At 65.7% G+C, this 19,461-nt stretch carries 20 protein-coding genes; 14 read left to right on the top strand and 6 right to left on the bottom strand.

Annotated features, from left to right (window positions below; translation table 11 throughout):
* The first annotated feature begins 1 nt into the window (after position 1).
* The 8 genes from MYCSM_RS25935 to MYCSM_RS25900 all read left to right on the top strand — a co-directional run bounded on the left by MYCSM_RS25935 (position 2) and on the right by MYCSM_RS25900 (position 9,237).
* Entirely contained in the window at positions 2-1,153 is a 1,152-nt protein-coding gene (locus MYCSM_RS25935) for an acyl-CoA dehydrogenase family protein (RefSeq protein ID WP_041312691.1), read from the top strand.
* Positions 1,150-2,067, top strand: coding sequence for an acyl-CoA dehydrogenase family protein (locus MYCSM_RS25930; RefSeq protein ID WP_015309142.1), 918 nt, complete (start codon positions 1,150-1,152; stop codon positions 2,065-2,067). The genes MYCSM_RS25935 and MYCSM_RS25930 overlap by 4 nt, the downstream gene beginning before the upstream one ends.
* Positions 2,068-2,090: 23 nt before the next feature.
* On the top strand, positions 2,091-3,287 hold the full coding sequence (locus tag MYCSM_RS25925; RefSeq protein ID WP_051073946.1) for an acyl-CoA dehydrogenase family protein: 1,197 nt from the start codon (positions 2,091-2,093) through the stop codon (positions 3,285-3,287).
* The gene (locus MYCSM_RS25920; RefSeq protein WP_015309140.1) at positions 3,287-4,237 is read left to right on the top strand and encodes an acyl-CoA dehydrogenase family protein; all 951 of its coding nucleotides are present in this window, start codon (positions 3,287-3,289) and stop codon (positions 4,235-4,237) included. Before MYCSM_RS25925 ends, MYCSM_RS25920 begins: the two co-directional genes overlap by 1 nt.
* A 16-nt stretch (positions 4,238-4,253) precedes the next feature.
* Complete coding sequence (locus MYCSM_RS25915; RefSeq protein ID WP_015309139.1) at positions 4,254-5,960, top strand: thiamine pyrophosphate-binding protein; 1,707 nt, start codon at positions 4,254-4,256, stop codon at positions 5,958-5,960.
* A gap of 14 nt (positions 5,961-5,974) precedes the next feature.
* Complete coding sequence (locus MYCSM_RS25910) at positions 5,975-7,399, top strand: aldehyde dehydrogenase family protein (RefSeq protein WP_015309138.1); 1,425 nt, start codon at positions 5,975-5,977, stop codon at positions 7,397-7,399.
* Positions 7,400-7,417: 18 nt separating this feature from the next.
* The gene (locus MYCSM_RS25905) at positions 7,418-8,314 is read left to right on the top strand and encodes a 4-hydroxyphenyl-beta-ketoacyl-CoA hydrolase (protein ID WP_015309137.1); all 897 of its coding nucleotides are present in this window, start codon (positions 7,418-7,420) and stop codon (positions 8,312-8,314) included.
* Positions 8,315-8,451: 137 nt separating this feature from the next.
* Positions 8,452-9,237 (top strand): VOC family protein, encoded by a 786-nt coding sequence (locus tag MYCSM_RS25900; RefSeq protein ID WP_015309136.1) that lies wholly within the window; start codon positions 8,452-8,454, stop codon positions 9,235-9,237.
* Here the strand turns inward: MYCSM_RS25900 and MYCSM_RS25895 are convergent.
* Positions 9,209-10,930, bottom strand: a complete 1,722-nt coding sequence (locus MYCSM_RS25895; protein WP_015309135.1) for an NAD-binding protein — start codon at positions 10,928-10,930, stop codon at positions 9,209-9,211. The genes MYCSM_RS25900 and MYCSM_RS25895 overlap by 29 nt on opposite strands.
* 77 nt (positions 10,931-11,007) lie before the next feature.
* On the opposite strand from MYCSM_RS25895, the gene MYCSM_RS25890 reads away from it, so the two are divergent.
* On the top strand, positions 11,008-11,730 hold the full coding sequence (locus MYCSM_RS25890; protein WP_015309134.1) for a 3-keto-5-aminohexanoate cleavage protein: 723 nt from the start codon (positions 11,008-11,010) through the stop codon (positions 11,728-11,730).
* On the opposite strand, the gene MYCSM_RS25885 is transcribed toward MYCSM_RS25890, so the two are convergent.
* Positions 11,720-12,166, bottom strand: coding sequence for a cupin domain-containing protein (locus MYCSM_RS25885; protein ID WP_015309133.1), 447 nt, complete (start codon positions 12,164-12,166; stop codon positions 11,720-11,722). The two genes, MYCSM_RS25890 and MYCSM_RS25885, sit on opposite strands and share 11 nt — an antisense overlap.
* Positions 12,167-12,209: 43 nt before the next feature.
* Here MYCSM_RS25885 and MYCSM_RS25880 point away from each other — a divergent pair, with 43 nt between their 5' ends.
* From MYCSM_RS25880 to MYCSM_RS25870, 3 genes are read left to right on the top strand one after another with little or no spacing between them, the layout of a single operon-like run.
* Positions 12,210-13,013 carry an alpha/beta hydrolase gene (locus tag MYCSM_RS25880; RefSeq protein WP_015309132.1) on the top strand — a complete coding sequence of 268 codons (804 nt, stop codon included), beginning with the start codon at positions 12,210-12,212 and terminating at the stop codon, positions 13,011-13,013.
* Between the two features lie 9 nt (positions 13,014-13,022).
* Entirely contained in the window at positions 13,023-13,451 is a 429-nt protein-coding gene (locus tag MYCSM_RS25875; RefSeq protein ID WP_015309131.1) for a hypothetical protein, read from the top strand.
* Positions 13,448-14,044 carry a GNAT family N-acetyltransferase gene (locus MYCSM_RS25870; protein WP_015309130.1) on the top strand — a complete coding sequence of 199 codons (597 nt, stop codon included), beginning with the start codon at positions 13,448-13,450 and terminating at the stop codon, positions 14,042-14,044. Before MYCSM_RS25875 ends, MYCSM_RS25870 begins: the two co-directional genes overlap by 4 nt.
* A 76-nt stretch (positions 14,045-14,120) precedes the next feature.
* Here MYCSM_RS25870 and MYCSM_RS25865 read toward each other — a convergent pair whose 3' ends face one another.
* Positions 14,121-14,561: an Hsp20/alpha crystallin family protein gene (locus tag MYCSM_RS25865; protein ID WP_015309129.1), complete on the bottom strand. Its 441-nt coding sequence runs from the start codon at positions 14,559-14,561 to the stop codon at positions 14,121-14,123.
* Between the two features lie 133 nt (positions 14,562-14,694).
* Here MYCSM_RS25865 and MYCSM_RS25860 point away from each other — a divergent pair, with 133 nt between their 5' ends.
* On the top strand, positions 14,695-14,958 hold the full coding sequence (locus tag MYCSM_RS25860) for a hypothetical protein (protein ID WP_051073818.1): 264 nt from the start codon (positions 14,695-14,697) through the stop codon (positions 14,956-14,958).
* On the opposite strand, the gene MYCSM_RS25855 is transcribed toward MYCSM_RS25860, so the two are convergent.
* From MYCSM_RS25855 to MYCSM_RS25845, 3 genes are read right to left on the bottom strand one after another with little or no spacing between them, the layout of a single operon-like run.
* The gene (locus tag MYCSM_RS25855) at positions 14,930-15,787 is read right to left on the bottom strand and encodes a winged helix-turn-helix transcriptional regulator (RefSeq protein WP_041314991.1); all 858 of its coding nucleotides are present in this window, start codon (positions 15,785-15,787) and stop codon (positions 14,930-14,932) included. The two genes, MYCSM_RS25860 and MYCSM_RS25855, sit on opposite strands and share 29 nt — an antisense overlap.
* A 32-nt stretch (positions 15,788-15,819) precedes the next feature.
* Entirely contained in the window at positions 15,820-17,331 is a 1,512-nt protein-coding gene (locus MYCSM_RS25850; RefSeq protein ID WP_015309127.1) for a carotenoid oxygenase family protein, read from the bottom strand.
* The gene (locus MYCSM_RS25845; RefSeq protein ID WP_015309126.1) at positions 17,332-18,543 is read right to left on the bottom strand and encodes an acetyl-CoA acetyltransferase; all 1,212 of its coding nucleotides are present in this window, start codon (positions 18,541-18,543) and stop codon (positions 17,332-17,334) included.
* Positions 18,544-18,748: 205 nt separating this feature from the next.
* On the opposite strand from MYCSM_RS25845, the gene MYCSM_RS25840 reads away from it, so the two are divergent.
* Entirely contained in the window at positions 18,749-19,438 is a 690-nt protein-coding gene (locus MYCSM_RS25840; RefSeq protein WP_015309125.1) for a GAF and ANTAR domain-containing protein, read from the top strand.
* The last annotated feature ends 23 nt before the right edge of the window (positions 19,439-19,461 follow it).

Below are 19,461 nucleotides of genomic sequence, written 5' to 3'. Positions count from 1 at the left end.
GATGGACTTCGAGATGGGCCAACAGGCGACCGACCTTCGCCGCGAGCTCCGCGACTTGGTGAAAACGCATGTGTCCGAGCACTATCTGGGCGCCTTCACTGACAACCCCGCCGACCTCGAGACCGCTCAGCAGTTCTGTCGGACGCTCGCCGACCGAAACCTGCTGTGCCTGGCATGGCCCGAGGAATTCGGCGGCGGCGGGGCGTCGGTGTGGGAGCAGACCGTGGTGCGCGAGGAGATGTGGGCGCACCACGAGCCCCGCGGCGCTCAGTACATGGGCGTGAACTGGGTCGGGCCCATCATCATGCGGCACGGCACAGAAGAGCAACAGCGCAAACACCTACCGCCCATCGCGCGTGGCGAAGTGATTTGGTGCCAGGGCTTTTCCGAACCGGAGGCGGGCTCTGACCTCGCGTCGCTGCGGACGGCGGCACGGCGTGATGGTGACGGCTGGTTGGTCAGCGGGCAGAAGATCTGGACGTCGTACGCCACGATGGCGCAGTGGTGCTTCCTGCTGGCCCGCACCAGCAAGGGTGAGAAGAAGCAGCAGGGCCTGACGATATTCCTTGTCCCGATGGATGATCCGGCGATCCAGGTAAGGCCCATCCGCGCCATGTTGGGCCCGCACCACCTCAACGAGGTGTTCTTCGACGACCTGCGGGTCACCGAGGCCGACGTGCTTGGCACCGTCGATGCGGGTTGGTCGATCGTGCAGGACGTGATGTCCTTCGAGCGAGTCGGCATTGCACGCTACGCGCGCTGCGAGCGGTTGTTGTCGGCTGCCCCTGCGGTGCTCGGCGACCGGTGGGACGACCTGCCCGCCGAGCTGCGGGCACGCTGGGTGCGCATGCTGACGCACTGCCGGCGGGCCCGGTTGATGGCGTATCGCATCGTCGATCTGCAGAGCAGCGGGCGCATTCAGCCCGCAGATGCGGCGGCATATCGGATCGCAGTCACCAAGCTCGACCAGGACAGCGCCGAAGTGCTGATGGACATCGCGGCAGAAGTCGCGCACGACGATCCGCGAGCGAAATGGTTCCTCGGCGAAGTGGAGGACCACTGGCGCTATTCGCAGGCATCGACGGTGTCGTCCGGCAGCATCGAGATGCAGCGGATCCTGCTGTCGCGAGCGTTGTTGGCAGGTGCGAAATGATCCTTGACCTCGGCGGCGACGCCAAAGAATATGGCAGAGAAGCCCTTCGAGCCTTCCAAGCCGCCGGCGGCGACCAGTTGGTGCAGCAGGCCGAAGCCAAACCGGATCTGCGCGAGTCACTTGCCGGCCCGATCTTGACCGAACTAGGGGCGTGGGAACTCGACCCCCGCACCGACGTCGACGGGCTGGAGGCCGCCGCAGCCCTGTGCCGCAGCGCAGGGTACTGGGCGTTGCCGTATCCGGTCGCCGAGCGCCTGGCCAAACCAACCGACCTGGACGTCGACGGCTTGATCGTCGTGGCCGACAATCGGCCGTCCGGTGTGGTGGCCGGACTGGAATCAACCTGGGCTGCAATCTCTTTAGCAGGTGCGCGCAGCCGGGTGATCGGGCACGGCGCTGCGAGCCCAGGCTTCGTGGCTGAACTCGAGTTGTCCGCCATCGACGAGATCGGTGCGGGCGACGTCGCGCTCGGCCTAGTGCTGCCATGCTGGACGCTGCTCGGCATGCTCGACCGTGCCCTGGAGCTGACGATCTCACATGTCAGCCTGCGCAAGCAGTTCGGCCAAACGCTGTCGGCGTTCCAGGGTGTCCAGTTCCAGCTGACCGATGCCGAGGTGGAACGCAGCGGCTTGGAGATCCTCGCCAAGTACGCGTTGTGGAGCATTGCCACCGATCGGCCGGAAGCGACCGATGATGCTCTCGCGCTGCGAATGTCGGCGATCGAGGCCGCAGAGGTGGTGTTCCGGGTCTGCCATCAACTGCACGGCGCGGTCGGGTTCTGCGATGAGACCACGTTGTCATGGCTGTCGCGCTACAGCCAGCCGCTGCGGCGGCTGCCCCTGGGGCTGTCGGCGACGCGCGACGCGTTGACGAACCGCGTCGGTGGCGCGGGGCTGACGGGGTTGTTCTCGTGAAGAACCCCGCCGAATCTGAAGATATGTCCGAAAATTCGCCTGAATCTCGCGCACAAGCTCAGTTTCGGCAGACGGTGCGGGCATGGTGCGCCGACCACATCCCGCGCGATTGGCGACAGGGGCAGACTAGCGTCAGCGACGAGGAGTTCGTCCGCTTCCAGAAGTCATGGTTCGCCGAACTGCACAGCGCCGGCTACGCAGTGCCGCACTGGCCGCGTGAATGGGGCGGCGGAATGTCGGTGTCCGAGCAGATCGTGCTGTACCAGGAATTGGCCGCCCACGACGCACCGCGGCTCGTGTTGGCGTTCGTCGGCATCCACCACGCCGCCGCGACGTTGCTCGCGGCGGGCACCGACGAGCAGCGCCGACGTCACCTGCCGGCGATCCTTGACGGCGAGATCTGGGTACAGGGGTTTTCCGAACCGGAGGCCGGGTCCGACCTTGCCAGCCTGCGGACGTCGGCCCGGCGCGTGGGCGACTCCTACATCGTCAACGGCCAGAAGCTGTGGGCCAGCGGCGGCAAGCACGCCAACTGGTGCCTGCTGCTGGCCCGCACCGATCCGGATGCCCCCAAACGCAAAGGCATTTCGTACTTCCTGCTCGACATGACCACGCCGGGTGTCGACGTGCGACCCATCCGCAACGCCATCGGCGACGCACACTTCTGCGAGATCTTCCTCAACGACGTAGAAATCCCTGCCGCGAACCTCGTCGGCGCGGAGAACGCCGGATGGCAGGTGGCCCAGGCGACCTTGGGGGCCGAACGCGGCCTGACCATGCTGGAGCTGGCCGAGCGTCTCGGCAACGCCGGCTTCCGCTGGCTGGTGCAGGCGGCTCCGGTCGACGACCCGATCGTGGCCGACCGGCTGGCGCAGTTCGAGACCGAGATCACCGGGCTGCGGGGATTGTGCCGAAAAGTGGTCGAGGACAGTCAAGATGGAGCGGCATCAGGCTCGACAAATTCAGCCGACGCGTCGATCGTCAAGTTGTTCTACAGCGAGCTTCTGCAACGGCTCACCGACTTCGGCGCCGAGGTCGGCGGGCTTGCCGCGCACACCCGGCTGACGAAACCGATGTCCAGCGGTTGGGAATCCGGTTCGTGGATGCTTGACTTCATCGGCTCATGGGAGTGGACGATCCCGGGCGGGTCGAGCGAGATCCAGCGCACGATCATCGGTGAACGCGGACTGGGCCTGCCCAGAGAACCGAGTGCGGTGTGATGGCACACGAATTCGCGGAGTTTCACGATGAGCTGCGCTCAGTGGCTGGTGATCTGCTCGCCAAGGACCGCGCCGTGGACTGGTCGGCGCTCGTCGACGCGGGCTGGGTCGGCCTCGCGGTGCCCGAAGAGTTCGGCGGAGCGGGCGCCACCTTTGCCGAGGTTGCGGTCATATGTGAGGAGATGGGTCGCGCGGCCAGCGCCAACAGCTATCTAGGCAGCGCTGTGCTGGCTGTTGGCACGTTAAAGGCTTTGCAGCCTAGCGAGACTCGCGACCGCCTGCTGGCCGACGTGGCGTCCGGCGCGAAGCGAGTTGCCGTCGCGCTCGAGTCCGAGTTCGTGCCCGACGCTGAGGGCGCCGACCGAATCCTGGTGGTCACTCCCGACGGGGTCGACGTGGGCGCCGCGACGGTCACGCCGCAACCGGTCCTCGATGAGACGCGTCGTCTGGCTTCGCTCGACGATGTGGAGGTCGCGGAGCGGCTCCGGTTCGAGAGCGACCCCGACACCCAGGTGCAGCGGCTCAAGGACCGCGCCGCCGTCGCCATCACGTGCGACAGCCTGGGGCTTTGTGAGGCAATGCTTTCCGCGACGGTTGGCTACGCGAAAGCACGCCAGCAGTTCGGCAGGCCCATCGGCTCCTTCCAAGCCGTCAAGCACGCCTGCGCCGACATGGCAGTCAGCATCGCAGTCTCACGCCAGCTCGTGGAAGCCGCCGTTGCGGCCATCGTGGAAGACAGGGCAGATGCCCGCGTGGCGGCCGCGATGGCGAAGTCCTACGTGTGCAGCGCGGCCGTCGACGTCGCCGGTAAGGCCATGCAGCTGCACGGTGGCATCGGCTACACATGGGAGAGCGGCATCCACGTGTACCTCAAACGCGCCGCACTGAATCGCTCGCTGTTCGGCTCACCGGCGGATCACCGCAGACAACTAGCTAAACGCTACTTATAACAAGGAGTTTCAATCAATGGGTGTACCCGTATACAAACGCATTCTCGACCTGTTCGAGGCCGAGGGCGTCAACACGCTGTTCGGAATACCCGACCCGAACTTCGTGCACATGTTCGCCGAAGCCGATGCGCGGGGCTGGTCGGTCGTCGCGCCCCATCACGAACTGAGCGCGGGCTTCATGGCCGAGGCTGTCTCTCGCATGACCGGCGGACCAGGCCTGTGCATCGGCACGCTCGGCCCGGGTATGGCCAACATCGCTGGCGCGATGATGTGCGCCAAGGTGGAAAACTCCCCAGTGATCTTCATAGGCGGCCAGCGGGCGCGTATCACCGAACGACGCGTCCGGCGCGGTCGTATCCAATTCGTTAGACAGGAGCCGCTTTTCGCGGCGTCGGTGAAGTACAGCGCGTCGATCGAGTACGCCGACCAGACCGACGAGATCGTCCACGAGGCGATCCGCCGCGCAATGTCCGGCACCCCTGGCCCGTCCTACATCGAGTACCCGTCGCATGTGCTGCTGGAAGAGCTCGACGTCGCCGACGCCCCGCCGCCGAACCGGTACCGATTGGTCAACCAGGGCGCGGGTGCGCCGGAAATAGCCGCGGCCGCGAAGCTGATCCGGGAGGCCGAGAGCCCAATCCTGCTGGTAGGTCACGGCGTTCACACGTCGCGTACCCAAGCGCCCGTCAAGCAGCTCGCAGACTTGATGGGCTGCCCCGTCATCCAAACGTCGGGCGGCACGTCGTTCATCCCCGGGCTCGAAGACCGGACGTTCGCCTACGGCTTTTCACCGTCGGCCGTCGAAGCCGTCGTCAACTCTGACCTCTGCGTTGCACTGGGCACCGAACTGGGTGAGCCGGTCCACTACGGCAGGACCCGGCATTGGGCGCCGCGCAACGACATTCGCAAGTGGATCTATGTCGAGCAGGACCCGACGGCGATCGGCGTGAACAGGCCGGTGGACGTGCCGCTGGTGGGTGATCTGCGCGGCGTCGTCCCGCAGCTGGTCGACGCGCTCAAGGACGCCCCGCGACAGCCGTCCCGCGACCTGGACGTGCTGATCAAGAAGGACGCTGACGAGTTGGCCCAGCTCGCCGAGAACGCGCCGACAGGCAGTACCCCGGTGCATCCCGCCCGCTTCGTCGTCGAAGCCACCAAGGCCTTCCCGAACGACGGCATCCTGGTCCGCGATGGCGGCGCCACGGTCATCTTCCAGTGGACCTACTCGCAGGCCAAGCCCCGCGACGTGATCTGGAACCAGAACTTCGGCCACCTCGGCACCGGGCTGCCCTATGCGGTCGGGGCCTCGGTCGCCGAGGGCGGCAAGCGGCCGGTCATGCTACTCACCAGCGATTCGGCATTCCTGTTCCACATCGCCGAACTCGAGACTGCCGCGCGGCAGAACCTGCCGCTGGTCTGTGTGGTGGGCGTCGACCACCAGTGGGGCCTCGAGGTCGGGGTCTACAAGCGCACGTTCGAGCAGCCGTCGCCGCAGCCCGGTGTGCACTGGAGCAAGGATGTGCGATTCGACAAGATCGCCGAGGGCTTCGACTGCCACGGCGAGTATGTCGAAAAGGACGACGAGATCGGCCCGGCCATCGAGCGGGCGTACGCCAGCGGCAAGACCGCTGTCGTGCACGTCTGCATCGACCCGAAGGCCAACTCGGAGGAAATGCCGAAGTACGACGAATTCAGAACTTGGTACGCCGAGGGCACGCAATAAGGAAGGCTGGAAACATGCGCGAATATCTGAAGTTCTACATCGACGGTCAATGGGTCGACCCGGTCGAGCCGAAGTCGCTGGACGTCGACAATCCGACAACCGAGAAGGTGTCCGGCAGGATCGCACTGGGCGCGAAGGACGATGTCGACAAGGCGGTCCAAGCTGCACGTAAGGCCTTCGCCACCTGGTCGCAGACCAGCCGCGAGGAGCGCCTCGATGTGCTGCAGGCAATCCTGGCTGAATACCAAAAGCGGACAGGCGACCTTGCCGACGCGGTGACCGAGGAGATGGGTGCGCCGCCTTCACTGGCCGCGGGCCCGCAGGTGAATCTCGGCCTCGGCCATCTGATGACGGCCATCGATGTGCTCAAGAACTTCGAGTTCGAACAGCAGCACGGCAGCACCCTGGTGGTGAAGGAGCCGATCGGCGTGTGCGGCTTGATCACGCCGTGGAACTGGCCGATCAACCAGATCGCGGTCAAGGTCTATCCGGCGCTGGCGACCGGCTGCACAATGGTGCTCAAGCCGTCGGAGGTGGCGCCCTATTCGGCGCAGATATTCACCGAAATCATCGATGCCGCGGGCGTTCCCGCGGGCGTGTACAACCTTGTCTACGGCGACGGCCCTGGCGTCGGCGCTGCGCTGTCGACTCACCCCGACATCGACATGGTGTCCTTCACCGGGTCGACCCGTGCGGGCATCGACGTCGCGCGCAATGCGGCAGCGACGGTGAAGCGGGTCAGCCAGGAGCTTGGCGGGAAGAGCCCGAACATTGTGCTGGACGACGACGACTTCGCCAAGAGTGTGGCCGCGGGCGTCTCGGTGATGATGATGAACAGCGGGCAGAGCTGTAACGCGCCGTCGCGCATGCTGGTGCCGAACTCCCGCAGGGACGAGGCAGTCGCCGTCGCGAAGGCCACGGCCGAGCAGGTCAAGGTTGGCGATCCCGGCGAAAGGTCCGCGATCGGACCGGTGGCGTCGAAGGCTCAGTTCGACAAGATCCAGGGCTTGATCCAGAAGGGCATCGACGAGGGCGCGACGGTCGTTGTCGGCGGCCCCGGCCGGCCGGAGGGAATCGACACCGGCTACTACGTCAAGCCAACGGTGTTCGCGGACGTCCGCAACGACATGACCATTGCGCGCGAGGAGATCTTCGGGCCGGTGCTGTGCATCCTCGGTTACGACGACCTGGATCAGGCACTGGAGATCGCCAACGACACGGAATACGGTCTGGCGGGCTATGTTTCGGGCGCCGATCTTGATCAGGCCCGCGCGATCGCGCGGCAAATCCGCGCCGGATCCGTCGCGATCAACCACGGCTTCGACATGAATGCTCCGTTTGGGGGCTACAAGCGCAGCGGCAATGGGCGCGAGTGGGGCCAGTTCGCGTTCGACGAGTATTTGGAGACGAAGGCGGCGTTGGGTTACGCACCGGAGTAATCGCAATACACTGCGGCCATGCCCAGTGAAAAGTACGAGTACGGTATCGATTTCGACCGCATCGCGGCCATCGACATCCACACCCACGTGGAGGTCGACGGTCAGGGGCACAAGGCGTACGACGACGAACTGGTTGACGCTGTCGGAAAGTACTTCAGGCGTGGGCCCGGCGCGCTGTCGAGCGTCGACGCGCTGGCCGACGAGTACCGGCGGCACAACACCGCCGCGGTGGTGTTCACCATCGACGCGCGCACGGCCATGCGTCATGTTCCGAACTCCGTCGAGGACCTCATTGCGGGCGCGATCCGCAACAACGACGTGTTGATCCCGTTCGGCAGCGTGGACCCGTGGCATGAGCGGCGCGCGGTGCACCGGGTACACGAGTTGGTTCGCGACTACGGCGTCAAGGGCTTCAAGTTTCACCCCAGTGTGCAAGGCTTCGAGCCCAACGACCGTCGGTTCTACCCGATCTACGAGGCGATCGCCGAGGCGAAGGTGCCGGCGTTGTTCCACACCGGGCAGACCGGCCTCGGATCGGGACTGCCCGGCGGGCATCGCATCAAGCTGCGTTACTCCGATCCGATGCTGCTCGACGACGTGGCCGCTGACTTCCCGGAGCTGACCATCGTGATGGCGCACCCGGCCGTGCCGTGGGTGGACTCGCAGATCGCGATCGCCAGCCACAAGACCAACGTCTACATCGACTTGAGCGGCTGGTCGCCGAAGTACTTCCCGCCGCAACTGGTGCACGCCGCCAGCCGCCAGCTGCGCACCAAGGTGCTGTTCGGCACCGACTACCCGTACATCAAGATGGACCGCTGGCGCCGCGACTTCGAGGAGCTGAACATCGACCCGGCCGTGGTGCCGCTGGTCTACAAGGACAACGCGCTGCGGGTCCTGGGGGTCACCCAGTAGCGCGAGCAGACGCAAAGTGTCCCGACACGCCGCGAAAATGGAGCACTTTGCGTCTGCTCGCGAGAGAAAGGCGATGAGTTTCTAGCGCGTCGGCGGTCTGCACTGAGGACCGACCCCACCACTTGAAGGAGACCACCGTGCCCACTCGTGAAGGCGCACCATTGGGTGCCCCGTGCTGGATCGACCTGGCGACATCGGACCTCGAGCGCGCCAAACACTTCTACGGCGCCGTGTTCGGCTGGACGTTTGAAGACGCGGGCCCCGAATACGGCGGCTACGTCAACGCGTCCAAGGATGGCCAGCCGGTGGCCGGGCTGATGTACAACGACCCGCAGTTCAACAGCCCGGACGGGTGGACCACCTACCTGCACACCCCTGACATCGCCGCGACGCTCGGCGCGGCCACTGCAGCGGGAGCGACGACGTGTGTGCCGCCGATGGAGATCAAGGACAAGGGCCACATGGCGCTGTTCACCGATCCCACCGGGGCGTTCATCGGGCTGTGGCAGCCAATCGGGCACCAGGGCTTCAATCCCGCTAATGTCGTCAACGAGGCCGGTGCACCGGTCTATCACCAGCTGACCACCCGCGACTACGCCAAGGCGCTGGACTTTTACCGCGAGGTGTTCGGCTGGCAGACCGAGACGGTCTCCGACACCGACGAATTCCGGTACAGCACAGCTATTTTCGACGGTCAAGCGCTTCTCGGCGTGATGGACGGCACCCGCGACCTGCCCGAAGGCGCACCGTCGAACTGGTTCTTCTTCCTCGGTGCCGACGACGTCGACAAGGCCGTGCAGTTGGTGAAGGACAACGGCGGCAGCGTGATCCGCGCCGCGGAGGACACGCCGTACGGCCGACTGGCCGCCGTCGCCGATCCGACGGGCGCGGGTTTCAACCTGTCGTCGCTGAATCAGTATTGACATCGGGCCGCTGGACACCCTGGCCCTTGCCTAGGGTGTCCAGCAGTTCACGGTAGGGCCCGACCAGGTACGCGGTGTCGCCCCCGGTGAGCTTCGCGTCGCGCCGGGGATGCAGCTGCACCGGGGCGTCGGCCCTGGTGATCGCGATGACGCGGGTTTGGGTGGACATCTCAAACATCCGCATTCCGTCCAGTTCGCTGCCGGGTGCCACGTACATGCCGCCGACCATGAACGAGCGCTGGCCCACCGAGAATGTGCCGAGCACTTGCAGGCCCAGCGCCGCGCCGATGAACCACGGCGCCGCCAATTCCACTGTGGAGAGCACGTTTTCGAAGCCGAAGCGCTGGGCGACCGCCGCGCCGAGGGTGCGGTCGTAGATACGCAGCACGATCGGCACGCCGGGCCGGTAGAGGTCGGGCAGGGTGCGCGGTCCCAGCATCTCGTCCAGCACGATGCCGGTCTCGATGTTGACGATGTCGTCCTGCGTCAGCACCGCGATCGCACGCGCTTCGTCGAGGCGTGCGGACTCCAACGTCTCACGCAAGGTCGCGTCACCGAACAGCACGGGGACGTCGAGGCGGGCGGCGGTGGACAGGAAGCGGTTGTCGGGGTCGCGCTCGATGACGGCCACGTCGTAGCCGGCTGCGGTCAGATCGCTGACCACTCGAATGCCGAACGAGCCGAGCCCGACCACAATGATGTGGTGGCGCAGGTGCCGCACCTTCCTGCGGCCTGCCGACTGCGCGAGGCGTCGCGACAGCAGCACATCGGCGATGAACGCGACGAGGATCGCGGTGGTGGTCACGCCCGCGAACATCAGCCCGATACCCCAGATCCGCAACCACAGCGGTTGGTGCATGAAGCTGAAGTCGCCGTAGCCGACGGTGGCGATGGTCTCGGTGCTGAAGTACAGCGCATCGATCCAACTCATCCCCGGCGGATGCTGGTAGGCGAAGCGCAACAGCACGGTCGAACCGATGAGCAGGGACAGGGATGCGGCCAGCGCCCGGTAGAACATCGGGTTGATGTCGTCGCGAATCAACCGCACCGCGTCGACCACCCTGCGCAGCGGTGGCCGACGCGCGCGCGAGTGCGACAGTGGTCGGGGAATGGCGATGCCCTGCTGGGCGAGTTCGTCGGCGGTGCCGATCATCGCGGTCCAGTCACCGGCGCTCACCCGATAGTCGCGGCCGGGGCATGCGACCACCTCATCGCGGCTGTCCGAGTCCTCGGCGTGGATCACCGCCACCGGCGCCAGGTCACCGAAGATGTCGCGCAATGTCGCGTCGCGGGGCGCGTCCGCACCGGAGACGACGAAATCGATGCCCGCCACCGAAATGGTGTGCGCGGTGCGGCCAAGGCAGGCCTCGACGACCGATGCCGCCGCCAGATCGGCCACGTCGAGGATTGCGCCGGGGCCATTGTCCTGTGACATGGCTTCGCGCAGCACGCTATTCGCCAACCGGGCCACTACGCGCACATCGGGGTTGGCTTGCCGTGCCAGCAAGGCGATTTCGAGGTTCAACGCATCATCGTCGTCGGCGCAGATGACGGCTTGCGCAGTCGCGACGCCCGCCTTGGCCAGACCTTCGGGAGCCTGCAGCGTCACCACCCGCGTGCCGGCGGTGTTCAGCTCCTCGACGATCCGCATGCCGAGCGCATCGTCGCCGCAAACGATGATGTGCCCACCCATTTGCAGAACGCTACTGCGGAACAGCCCGTCGTGAAGGGCGACTCGCGCGAACAGCGAACGGCGCAGAAGATGGTCAGATGTCCACCAAGATCTACGTGAAGGCCTGCATCAACGGTGCCCGCACGCCGGAGGCGCATCCGAACCTACCGGTGACACCCGAGGAGCTGGCCGCCGAGGCGCTCGCGGCCCACGGGGCAGGCGCCAAGGCCGTGCACATGCACCCCAAAAACGCCGACGGCACCGATTCCCTGCTTCCCGAGCAGGTGGACGCGGCCGTATCCGCGGTGCGGCACTCGGTACCGGGTCTGCCACTCGGGGTGACGACCGGGTTCTGGGCGTTGCCCGACGCCGAGGCGCGGCTGCGCGCGGTGGACGGCTGGTCCGTGCTGCCCGACTTCGCTTCGGTGAACTGGCACGAACCCGGATCAATGGACCTCGCCCGGCTGTTGTTGGGCAAGGGGATCGGCGTCGAGGCCGGCATTTTCAACGCCGAGGCTGCCGAATCATGGGCGGCATCGGAGGTCGCCGAGCACTGCATGCGGGTCATGATCGAACTGCAAGGGGACGGTGACATCGCGACCGCCGACGATCTGCTCAGCCAGGTGATGGCCGCGCAGTCACCGGCGCCGGTGTTGCTGCACGGGTTGGACGAAAGTTGTTGGCCGCTATTGGAACACGCAGGGAGACGGGGCGTACAGACCCGCATCGGAATGGAGGACACGCTGCGGCTGCCGGACGGTTCGAGGGCGCCAGACAACGCGGCGCTGGTGTCCGCAGCGATGCGTTTGCTCAGTCGGTAGGGGCAGCCAGTGCGAAATCGGCGTAGTCGAAACCCGGGATCACCACACAGCTGACCAGGCAGGGCTGGTCATCACGGGGACGAGCCCGCTGCCAATATCCCGGTGGCACAACAAACTGCGGCTGTTCCCCGCCGATAATGTCGGCACCGAGCAAATGCGTTGTGGCGCTGTCCTGTTCGGCCCCGACTTGCAGCAGCAGCGGACCACCGAAGTGGTACAGCCACAGTTCTGCGCTGCGCACCGTATGCCACGCCGACTGCTGACCTGGCATGAGCAGGAACAGGATTGCGGTGCCGGCGCTGCGCGGGCCGGTGTAGTCGGGCGGCAATGCGGACTGGGGCATCGACAGCCCACTGCGCCAGGTTTCCTTGAACCAGCCGCCCTCTGGATGAGGCGACAGGTCAAGCCGACGCGCCCACTCCGGAAGGTCGCTCATCAATTCCCCCATTATTCGGTTCGGCGACTCCACAATAGAGACGATGGCTATCGACAAGGCACCTATTGTGCTGATCCACGGATTGTGGATGTCGCCGCACAGTTGGCGCGGCTGGATCGAGCAGTACAGCGACGCCGGGCATACGGTCTATGCACCCGCATGGCCAGGGGTGTCCGAACTCGACGAAGAACTCGACCACACCAAGGCGCCCGCCGAGATCGGTGTCGGTGAGGTGGTGGATCACTACGCCGCGTTCGTACGGGCGCTGCCCGAGCGGCCGATCCTGATGGGCCATTCCTTCGGCGGGCTGATCACCCAGCTGCTGCTCAGCCGCGGATTCGGCCGGGTCGGCGTCGCCATTCATCCCGCCGCACCGCGGGGCGTGTACCGGCTGCCGTTGTCGGTGTTGCGGTCGACGTTCCCGGTGTTCCGCAATCCGTCGAACCGGCACCGTGCGGTGCCGCTCTCGCCGGCCGAGTTCCACTACGTGTTCGCCAACACCGTCTCGCGGGAAGAGTCGGACTCCTGGCACACCAAGCTGGCGATCCCCGGGCCGGGCCGGCCGCTGTTCCAGGTGGCCCTGGCCAACTTCAGCCGCAAGTCCAATGCGCCGACGGCGGTCGACTTCACCAAACCCGACCGGGCGCCACTGCTGTTGATCGCGGGCGGCCGCGACCACATCGTGCCGCCGTCGGTGGTGTACGAGAACTTCAACCGCTACCGGCGCTCGCCCGCCGCGACGGACTTCAAACTGTTCGACGACCGGCCCCATTTGACGGCCGCGTTGGACGGCTGGAGCGACGTGGCCGACTACGCGTTGACGTGGACGGCGGGGCACAGCGGATAGTCTGAGCGCATGGCTCGCCTGCGTCCCGGTTGGCTGGTCGTGCTGTGTGCGGCGGTGCTTGCGGTCAGTGTGTGGCTGCCATGGCTGACCAGCAGAGCCGACGGCGGGGGGCGAGCCAACGCGATCGGCGGGATCGTCGGCAGTATGCCGGTACCGCCGCCCGGGTTCGGCGTCGGGCAACTGATCGTCCTGCTGGCGTCGACGTTGATCGTGGCAGGCGCGATGTCCGCGCGCGACCTGTTCGGCCGGCTGGCATCGAGTTCGGCCCTTGCCATTTCGGTGCTGCTGGTGGTGTTGACCATGTGGTACTACCGGCTCTATGTGTATTCGCCGGTGTCGGCGGGCTACGGGCTCTTTCTCGGTGCAGCCGCCGCAGTGTGTGCGGTGGTGCTGTCGGTGTGGGCGATGTTCGCCGCCTGGTCCGCGGTGCGCCGATGAGCGGTTTCGTCGAACCCATCGCATTGGCCGGCCAACGCTGGGTGACGCTGGAACCCCTTACCCGCGAACATCTTCCGGAGATCGCCGAGGCCGCGGCCGACGGTGAACTTGGCCGGCTGTGGTTTACCCACGCCCCGAAGGCGGGCATCGTCGAACAGTGGGTCGACACGCGGTTGGCGGCACAGAAACCCGACGAGGGCCTGACGTTCGTGGTGCGCAGTCTCGACGGAGCCTTCCTCGGTTCGTCGAGCTATCTGAACGTCGACGCGCCCAATCGGCGGCTGGAGATCGGGAACACGTGGTACGTGTCGGCGGCGCGACGCAGCGGCGTCAACTCCGAGGCGAAGCTGCTGATGCTCGGTCACGCGTTCGACGAGTTAGGTTGTGTCGCAGTCGAATTCCGCACCCACTTCTTCAACTCCACCAGCCGGGCCGCCATCGAACGACTGGGTGCCAAATTGGACGGGGTGCTGCGCAGCCACCAGGTGCTGCCCGACGGGTCGCGACGCGACACTGTCGTGTATTCGATACTCGACATTGAATGGCCGGCGGTGCGCAACAACCTGCGCTACCGACTGGAGCGCAACGACTGACAATCGCCGAGACTGCGGTCAGATCGCAGTTTCGTGCAAGTTCGCGATCTGACCGCAGTTTCGAGGCGGCGCTTGGCTATTCGGCGTCGACAGTGATCGACTTTTGGTCACCACCGTGGGCGACGTCGATCTTGCGCGGTTTGGCACGTTCGGCCAGTGGGATGGTCACGGTCAGCACACCGTTCTCATACGTCGCCGAGATGGCCGAGGCGTCGATGCCCTCGCCAAGCGAGAGTTGCCTGCGGTAGGAGCCGAAGAATCTCTCGTTGGCCAGCCACTGAACCGCATCCTCGGACCGGGCGGTGCGATGCGCTGCGATGGTCAGAGTGCCGTTGTCGACGTTGACGTCGACCGAGCCCGGGTCAACGCCGGGTAGGTCGGCCGTCAGCACGTAGTGGTCGTCGATCTTGCAGAGATCCATCGGCATGAACCGAGGGGTCCGGTTTGATCCGGTCTGGCTGCTCAGCAAGCCCCGGGTCAAGGCATCAAGGTCACTGAACGGATCAAAGCGAAGCACAGCAATCCACCTCCTATGTCGCCTCAAGGCCCGCCACCCTGGCGGGCAGCCAATCACTGTGCAACCCCGAGATTAGCACTCTGACTCCGAGAGTGCCAACAACTTTTTGCCCCTGGAGTGCGACGATGGGCGCATGTCAGCCGCGACGCCAGACCTACTGACCGGCGTGCGACGGCTGTGCCTGGCACTGCCCGAGGTGACCGAAGGGCTGACTCACGGCGGCGAAACATGGTTCGTGCGCAGGCGCTCTTTCGCCAAGTTCGTCGACCCGCAGAAGCATCGGCTCGACGAACGCCACGTCGCGTTCTGGGCTGCTGCGCCCCCTGGCGCGCGCAAGTTGCGCCGAAGTTCCTCATCGCCCGGCTCAACTAGACGGCGGCGACCTGCGCGCCCGTGAGCGGCTCCGCGCACTGATCGCAGACCAGGACTGGGCCGAACCCCTTGCCGCAGCTCGCGTGAGTCAGCTTCACGGCCGGGCCCTCGGGCGCAGGAAACCACCGCTGTGCCCACTGCAGCGCCACCACGAGCACGGTGAACAACGCGCGGCCCTTCTCGGTTAGCCGGTATCTGTTGTCAGCGCACACCAGTACTCCGTTGGCGGTGAAGATCGACAGCCGATCGGCGATCGATCCCGGTGGGGCACCGAGCTGACTTTGAAAATCGGTGAAGCGACTCATGCCGACGAAGGCCGCGACCAGCAGTGCGAAGCCCCAGCGGTTGCCGAGCACGCTCATGGTCTGCGGGAACAGCCCAGCCGCGCCGTCGCGCTGATCGGCTTCCGACCGGCGCCGCGTCGACGTGACTGGGATCGACCGCGGCCATGAGCCGCTCGGTCCCCATTGCGCCACAACGTCTTTGTCAGTCGCGCTCTCACCGCACGCACGGCAGATGAGCAGGGGAGCGAAGTCGGCGCCGCAGGCCCGATGCCGCATGCCGGGCAACCGCTCGGCATGGTCGGGCACCCACCGGCGCTCCCATTCCCAGATCGACACCAGCACCGGCCACAGCGACCGGCTGCGTGCGGTCACCAGGTATTCGGATCTGGTCGGATTCGTTTGGTACACCCGGCGGTCCAGCAGGCCGTCACGCGTCAGCGATTGCAAGCGGCGAGTCAGCACGGAATTCGAGATCGGCAGCCGCGTCTTGAATTCCGCGAACCGCGTGGCGCCGAGAAGCGCCTGTTGAATCACCAGCAGTGTCCACTCGTCACCGAGCAGCCCGAGCATGCGGGCCACAGCATTAGGCTCCGGTTGTGCCACTACAGCCCGATCGCGGCCGCGGCGGTGTCAGCCTCGCGCCACCGCCGCAGCTCGCAACCGGGCGCCCATGTCGAGTGCGTGCCACTCGAGATCCGTTCCGGCAGAAGCAGTTTGCACACCGGCCCGTCGCTGACCCTGGCAGCGTCGAATACCAGGCAGTACGAGGCGTCGGCGTTCATGTCGGTGGTCAATGTGACGAGGTACCCGTCGTCCTCACGGGTGCTGCCAACCCTGGGCGCCATCGCCGTCTCGCTGCCATACACACCGTCGTCGAATGCGAACCGCTGCTCGCCGCCGGTGTCCAGGTCGTGTTTGACCAGTCCATCGAACAAGAACCACGACGGCTTACCGGTTGCGGCATAGGTGTAGCGATAAGGGGCTCCGGCATAACCGGAGTTGATCATCCCGAACTCGGTGATGCTGTCCGAAAGTTGTTCTTCGACAACGTGGCCCGTCACCATGTTGAAACGCCAGCGGTGCAGTCTGGCCTGCATCCGGTCGAGCGCGAGGAAACGAAACGCCCGCTCCCACTTGTTGCCCATGCCGTTGTCGGCCGGCTCCGGGTCGCCCTCGAAGAACCCGTCGAGCACGACCTCGTCGCCGTCCTCGTAGGCGTTGGTGAAGTGCAGCACAAAGGTCGGTTCGGCTTCGAACCACTGGATGCTGTTGCCGCGGCGGGGCATGATCGCGAACCGCGACGGCATGTCGCGGTGGAAGCGTGCTACATGTGCGTTGCGCTCGAGCATCTCGGGGTCCCAGAACAACGGAAAGTCGTTGAGGATAACGTAATTCGCGGTGAACGCCATATCATGCGGGAGCCGCGGACCCGGCAGCGGTACGTCGACGTAGTGCACGAGGTCGTTGTTGGCGTCGACCACGCCGTAATGCATGTACGGCGCCTGCTTGCTGTAGTTGAAGAACAACAGTTCGCCGGTTTTGTCGTCGACCTTCGGGTGCGCGGAGACACCCCAATCGAAAGGGAACGCCCCGTTCCACTCCGCCTTGCCCAGGTTGGCGCCGGAGTACGGATCGAGGCGGTACAAGTCGCCGCATTGGTAGAAACTGGTCAGTGCGGTACCGCGATGCACGATCACGTCGGTGCTCGACGCGTCCTTCATCAGGCCGCGCGCGCCCCAGCCGTGGTCGCGCTTGGCCAGTGAAACCGGCTCGGCCAGCCCCGGCCACAGCGGCCCACCCGCCTCGTTCTCGGCCAAAAAACCATCCGTCTGCACAAACCTGTTGCGGTAGAACGCTTTTCCGTCACGGAACCCGACCACGTGCAGCATCCCGTCGCCGTCGAACGGGTGGTAGGCCTTCAGCGCCGGGTGCAGCGGGTTTTCGGTGTTGCGCAGATACACCCCGTCGAGATCGGCGGGAATCTCGCCCTCGACCGCAGTCAGGTCGTCGGCATCCCACTCGGTGGTCTGTGGACGCCACGGCCCGGTCCGGTAGGGATGATCGTCGTCCTCGGGCAGGGTCGACAGAAACTTGCCAACGATGTCGACATCCATTCAGGCTCCCCTCACGATAAAGCTCACAGTGGTGGCCGTGCTGCCACCGAAGTTGAGTGTTCCGAACGTCTTTGCGCCGTCGACCTGGTAATCACCGGCCGTCCCGCTGACCTGTTTGGCAGCGTCGACGAGCATGCGGACACCGGAGGCGCCGACGGGATGACCGCCACCGATCAGGCCGCCGCTGGGGTTGATCGGCAATCGTCCACCCAGCTCAATCTCGTTGTTTTCGATCGCCTTCCACGATTCACCGGGTCCCGTCAGCCCGATGTGATCGATCGCGAGGTACTCGCTGGGCGTGAAGCAGTCGTGCACCTCGAACCCGTCGACGTCGTCGAGTGTCACGCCGGCGCGGTCGAACGCGTCGAGCACTGCACCGCGCACGTGGGGCAGCACATAGGGTTGCCCGGCCGCGCGGTCGAGCTTCTGGTGCAGGCCGAGCCCGACGGTGCGGTGGCCCCAGCCGTCGATGCGGCCGATCGGGCGAGCATCCGGGTGGTCACGCAGGTAGTCGTCGGTGACGAGCACGACGCCCGCGCCGCCGTCGGTCATCTGGCTGCAATCGAAGCGGCGCAACCGTCCTTCGATCACGGGATTGGCGTCGTCGGCGGCCAGCGGTTCCGGCACCGTCCAATCTCGGGTCTGCGCATTGGGATTGGCGCGCGCGTTCGCGAAGTTCAGTTGGGCGATCGCGCGCAAGTATGCGTCGTCGAGGCCATAGCGGCAGTCGTATGCGTCGGCCACTGAGGCGAACATGTACGGCCACATGAACTTTGCTTCGCTGCCTTCGTGGTCCGTCCACGCCGCGGCGCCGAGGTGTCGGGCGGCGGTGTCGCCCGGCACGGTCTTCTCCAGTTCGACACCGACAACCAGCGCGGTGCGGTACGCACCGGAGCGCAGATCCGCGATCGCGGCGAGCGTCGCCACACTGCCCGATGCGCACGCAGCCTCGTGGCGGGTCGCGGGCGTGTCCCACAACCCTTCGTTGACGGTGGCGGGCATCGCCCCGAGATGGCCCTGCCTTGCGAACAACTCACCGAACGCGTTGGCCACGTGAACCACGTCGATGTTGGAGGCCTCGACCTTGGCCGCGCTCAATGTGCTGTCAACGACTTCGGCGGTCAGCCCGGCGAAATCGTGGCCTTCGCGGGTGAGGTTGCGTGCGAAGTCGCTTTGATACCCGCCGAGGATCCAGACGTTGGCAGTGGCCATGGCCAGACGCTACTACAACTAAGAGAGTGACTCGGCCGAATTCCGCCGAACATCGAGGCGGCCCCGCCGGCTCCGGTCTGAACCGACGAGACCTCAGCAGACACCATGGTCGACCATCGCGCCCGCCTGTAGTGGGGCATTGCCCAGTGCGGCGAATGACAAACGTCCGCGTATAGCTTGGCTCGACAAAGGGAAACCCCTGGGGATGACGAAGCTGCGAAATTACGACCTTGCACAGCGCATGGCCGAACTCGCGCGTGCGTCTGCAGCGCCGCGAAGCGTCGATGCCGTCCTCTCGGACGTGACCGCGGCAGCGATGGAGCTGATTCCCGGGACCGACTCCGCCGGCGTCCTGCTAGTCGGTAGGGGTGGCAAGTTCGAATCCCTCGCAGGCACCTCTGACCTGCCGCATCAGCTCGATGAATTGCAGATGACATTCAACGAGGGGCCGTGCGTGGACGCGGCGCTTGACGAGGTGATCGTGCGGACGGATGACTTTCGTTCCGAGCAGCGCTGGCCGAAGTATTCGCCGGCGGTGGTCGAAATCGGTGTGCTCAGCGGGCTGTCCATCAAGTTGTATACCGCCGAGCGCACCGCAGGCGCATTGAACCTGTTCGCGTTCAAGCCGCACGCGTTTGATGCCGACGACGAAACCACGGGCGTGGTGCTCGCCGCGCACGCGGCGGCGGCGATCCTGGCCAGTCGTCACGGCGAGCAGTTGGAGTCGGCGCTATCGACACGGGATCGAATCGGCCAGGCCAAGGGCATCATCATGGAGCGCTTCGGCGTCGACGATGTGCAGGCCTTCGACATGCTGCGCAGGCTCTCCCAAGACGGCAACACTCGACTGGTAGACGTCGCGCAACGGGTCATCGATACCCGCGGCGAAAAGTAGCCTTGGGACTGATTGACGCGCAC

The sequence above is a fragment of the Mycobacterium sp. JS623 genome (assembly GCF_000328565.1).
Classification (GTDB): domain Bacteria; phylum Actinomycetota; class Actinomycetes; order Mycobacteriales; family Mycobacteriaceae; genus Mycobacterium.
This window is presented reverse-complemented; position numbering and strand designations above follow the sequence as displayed.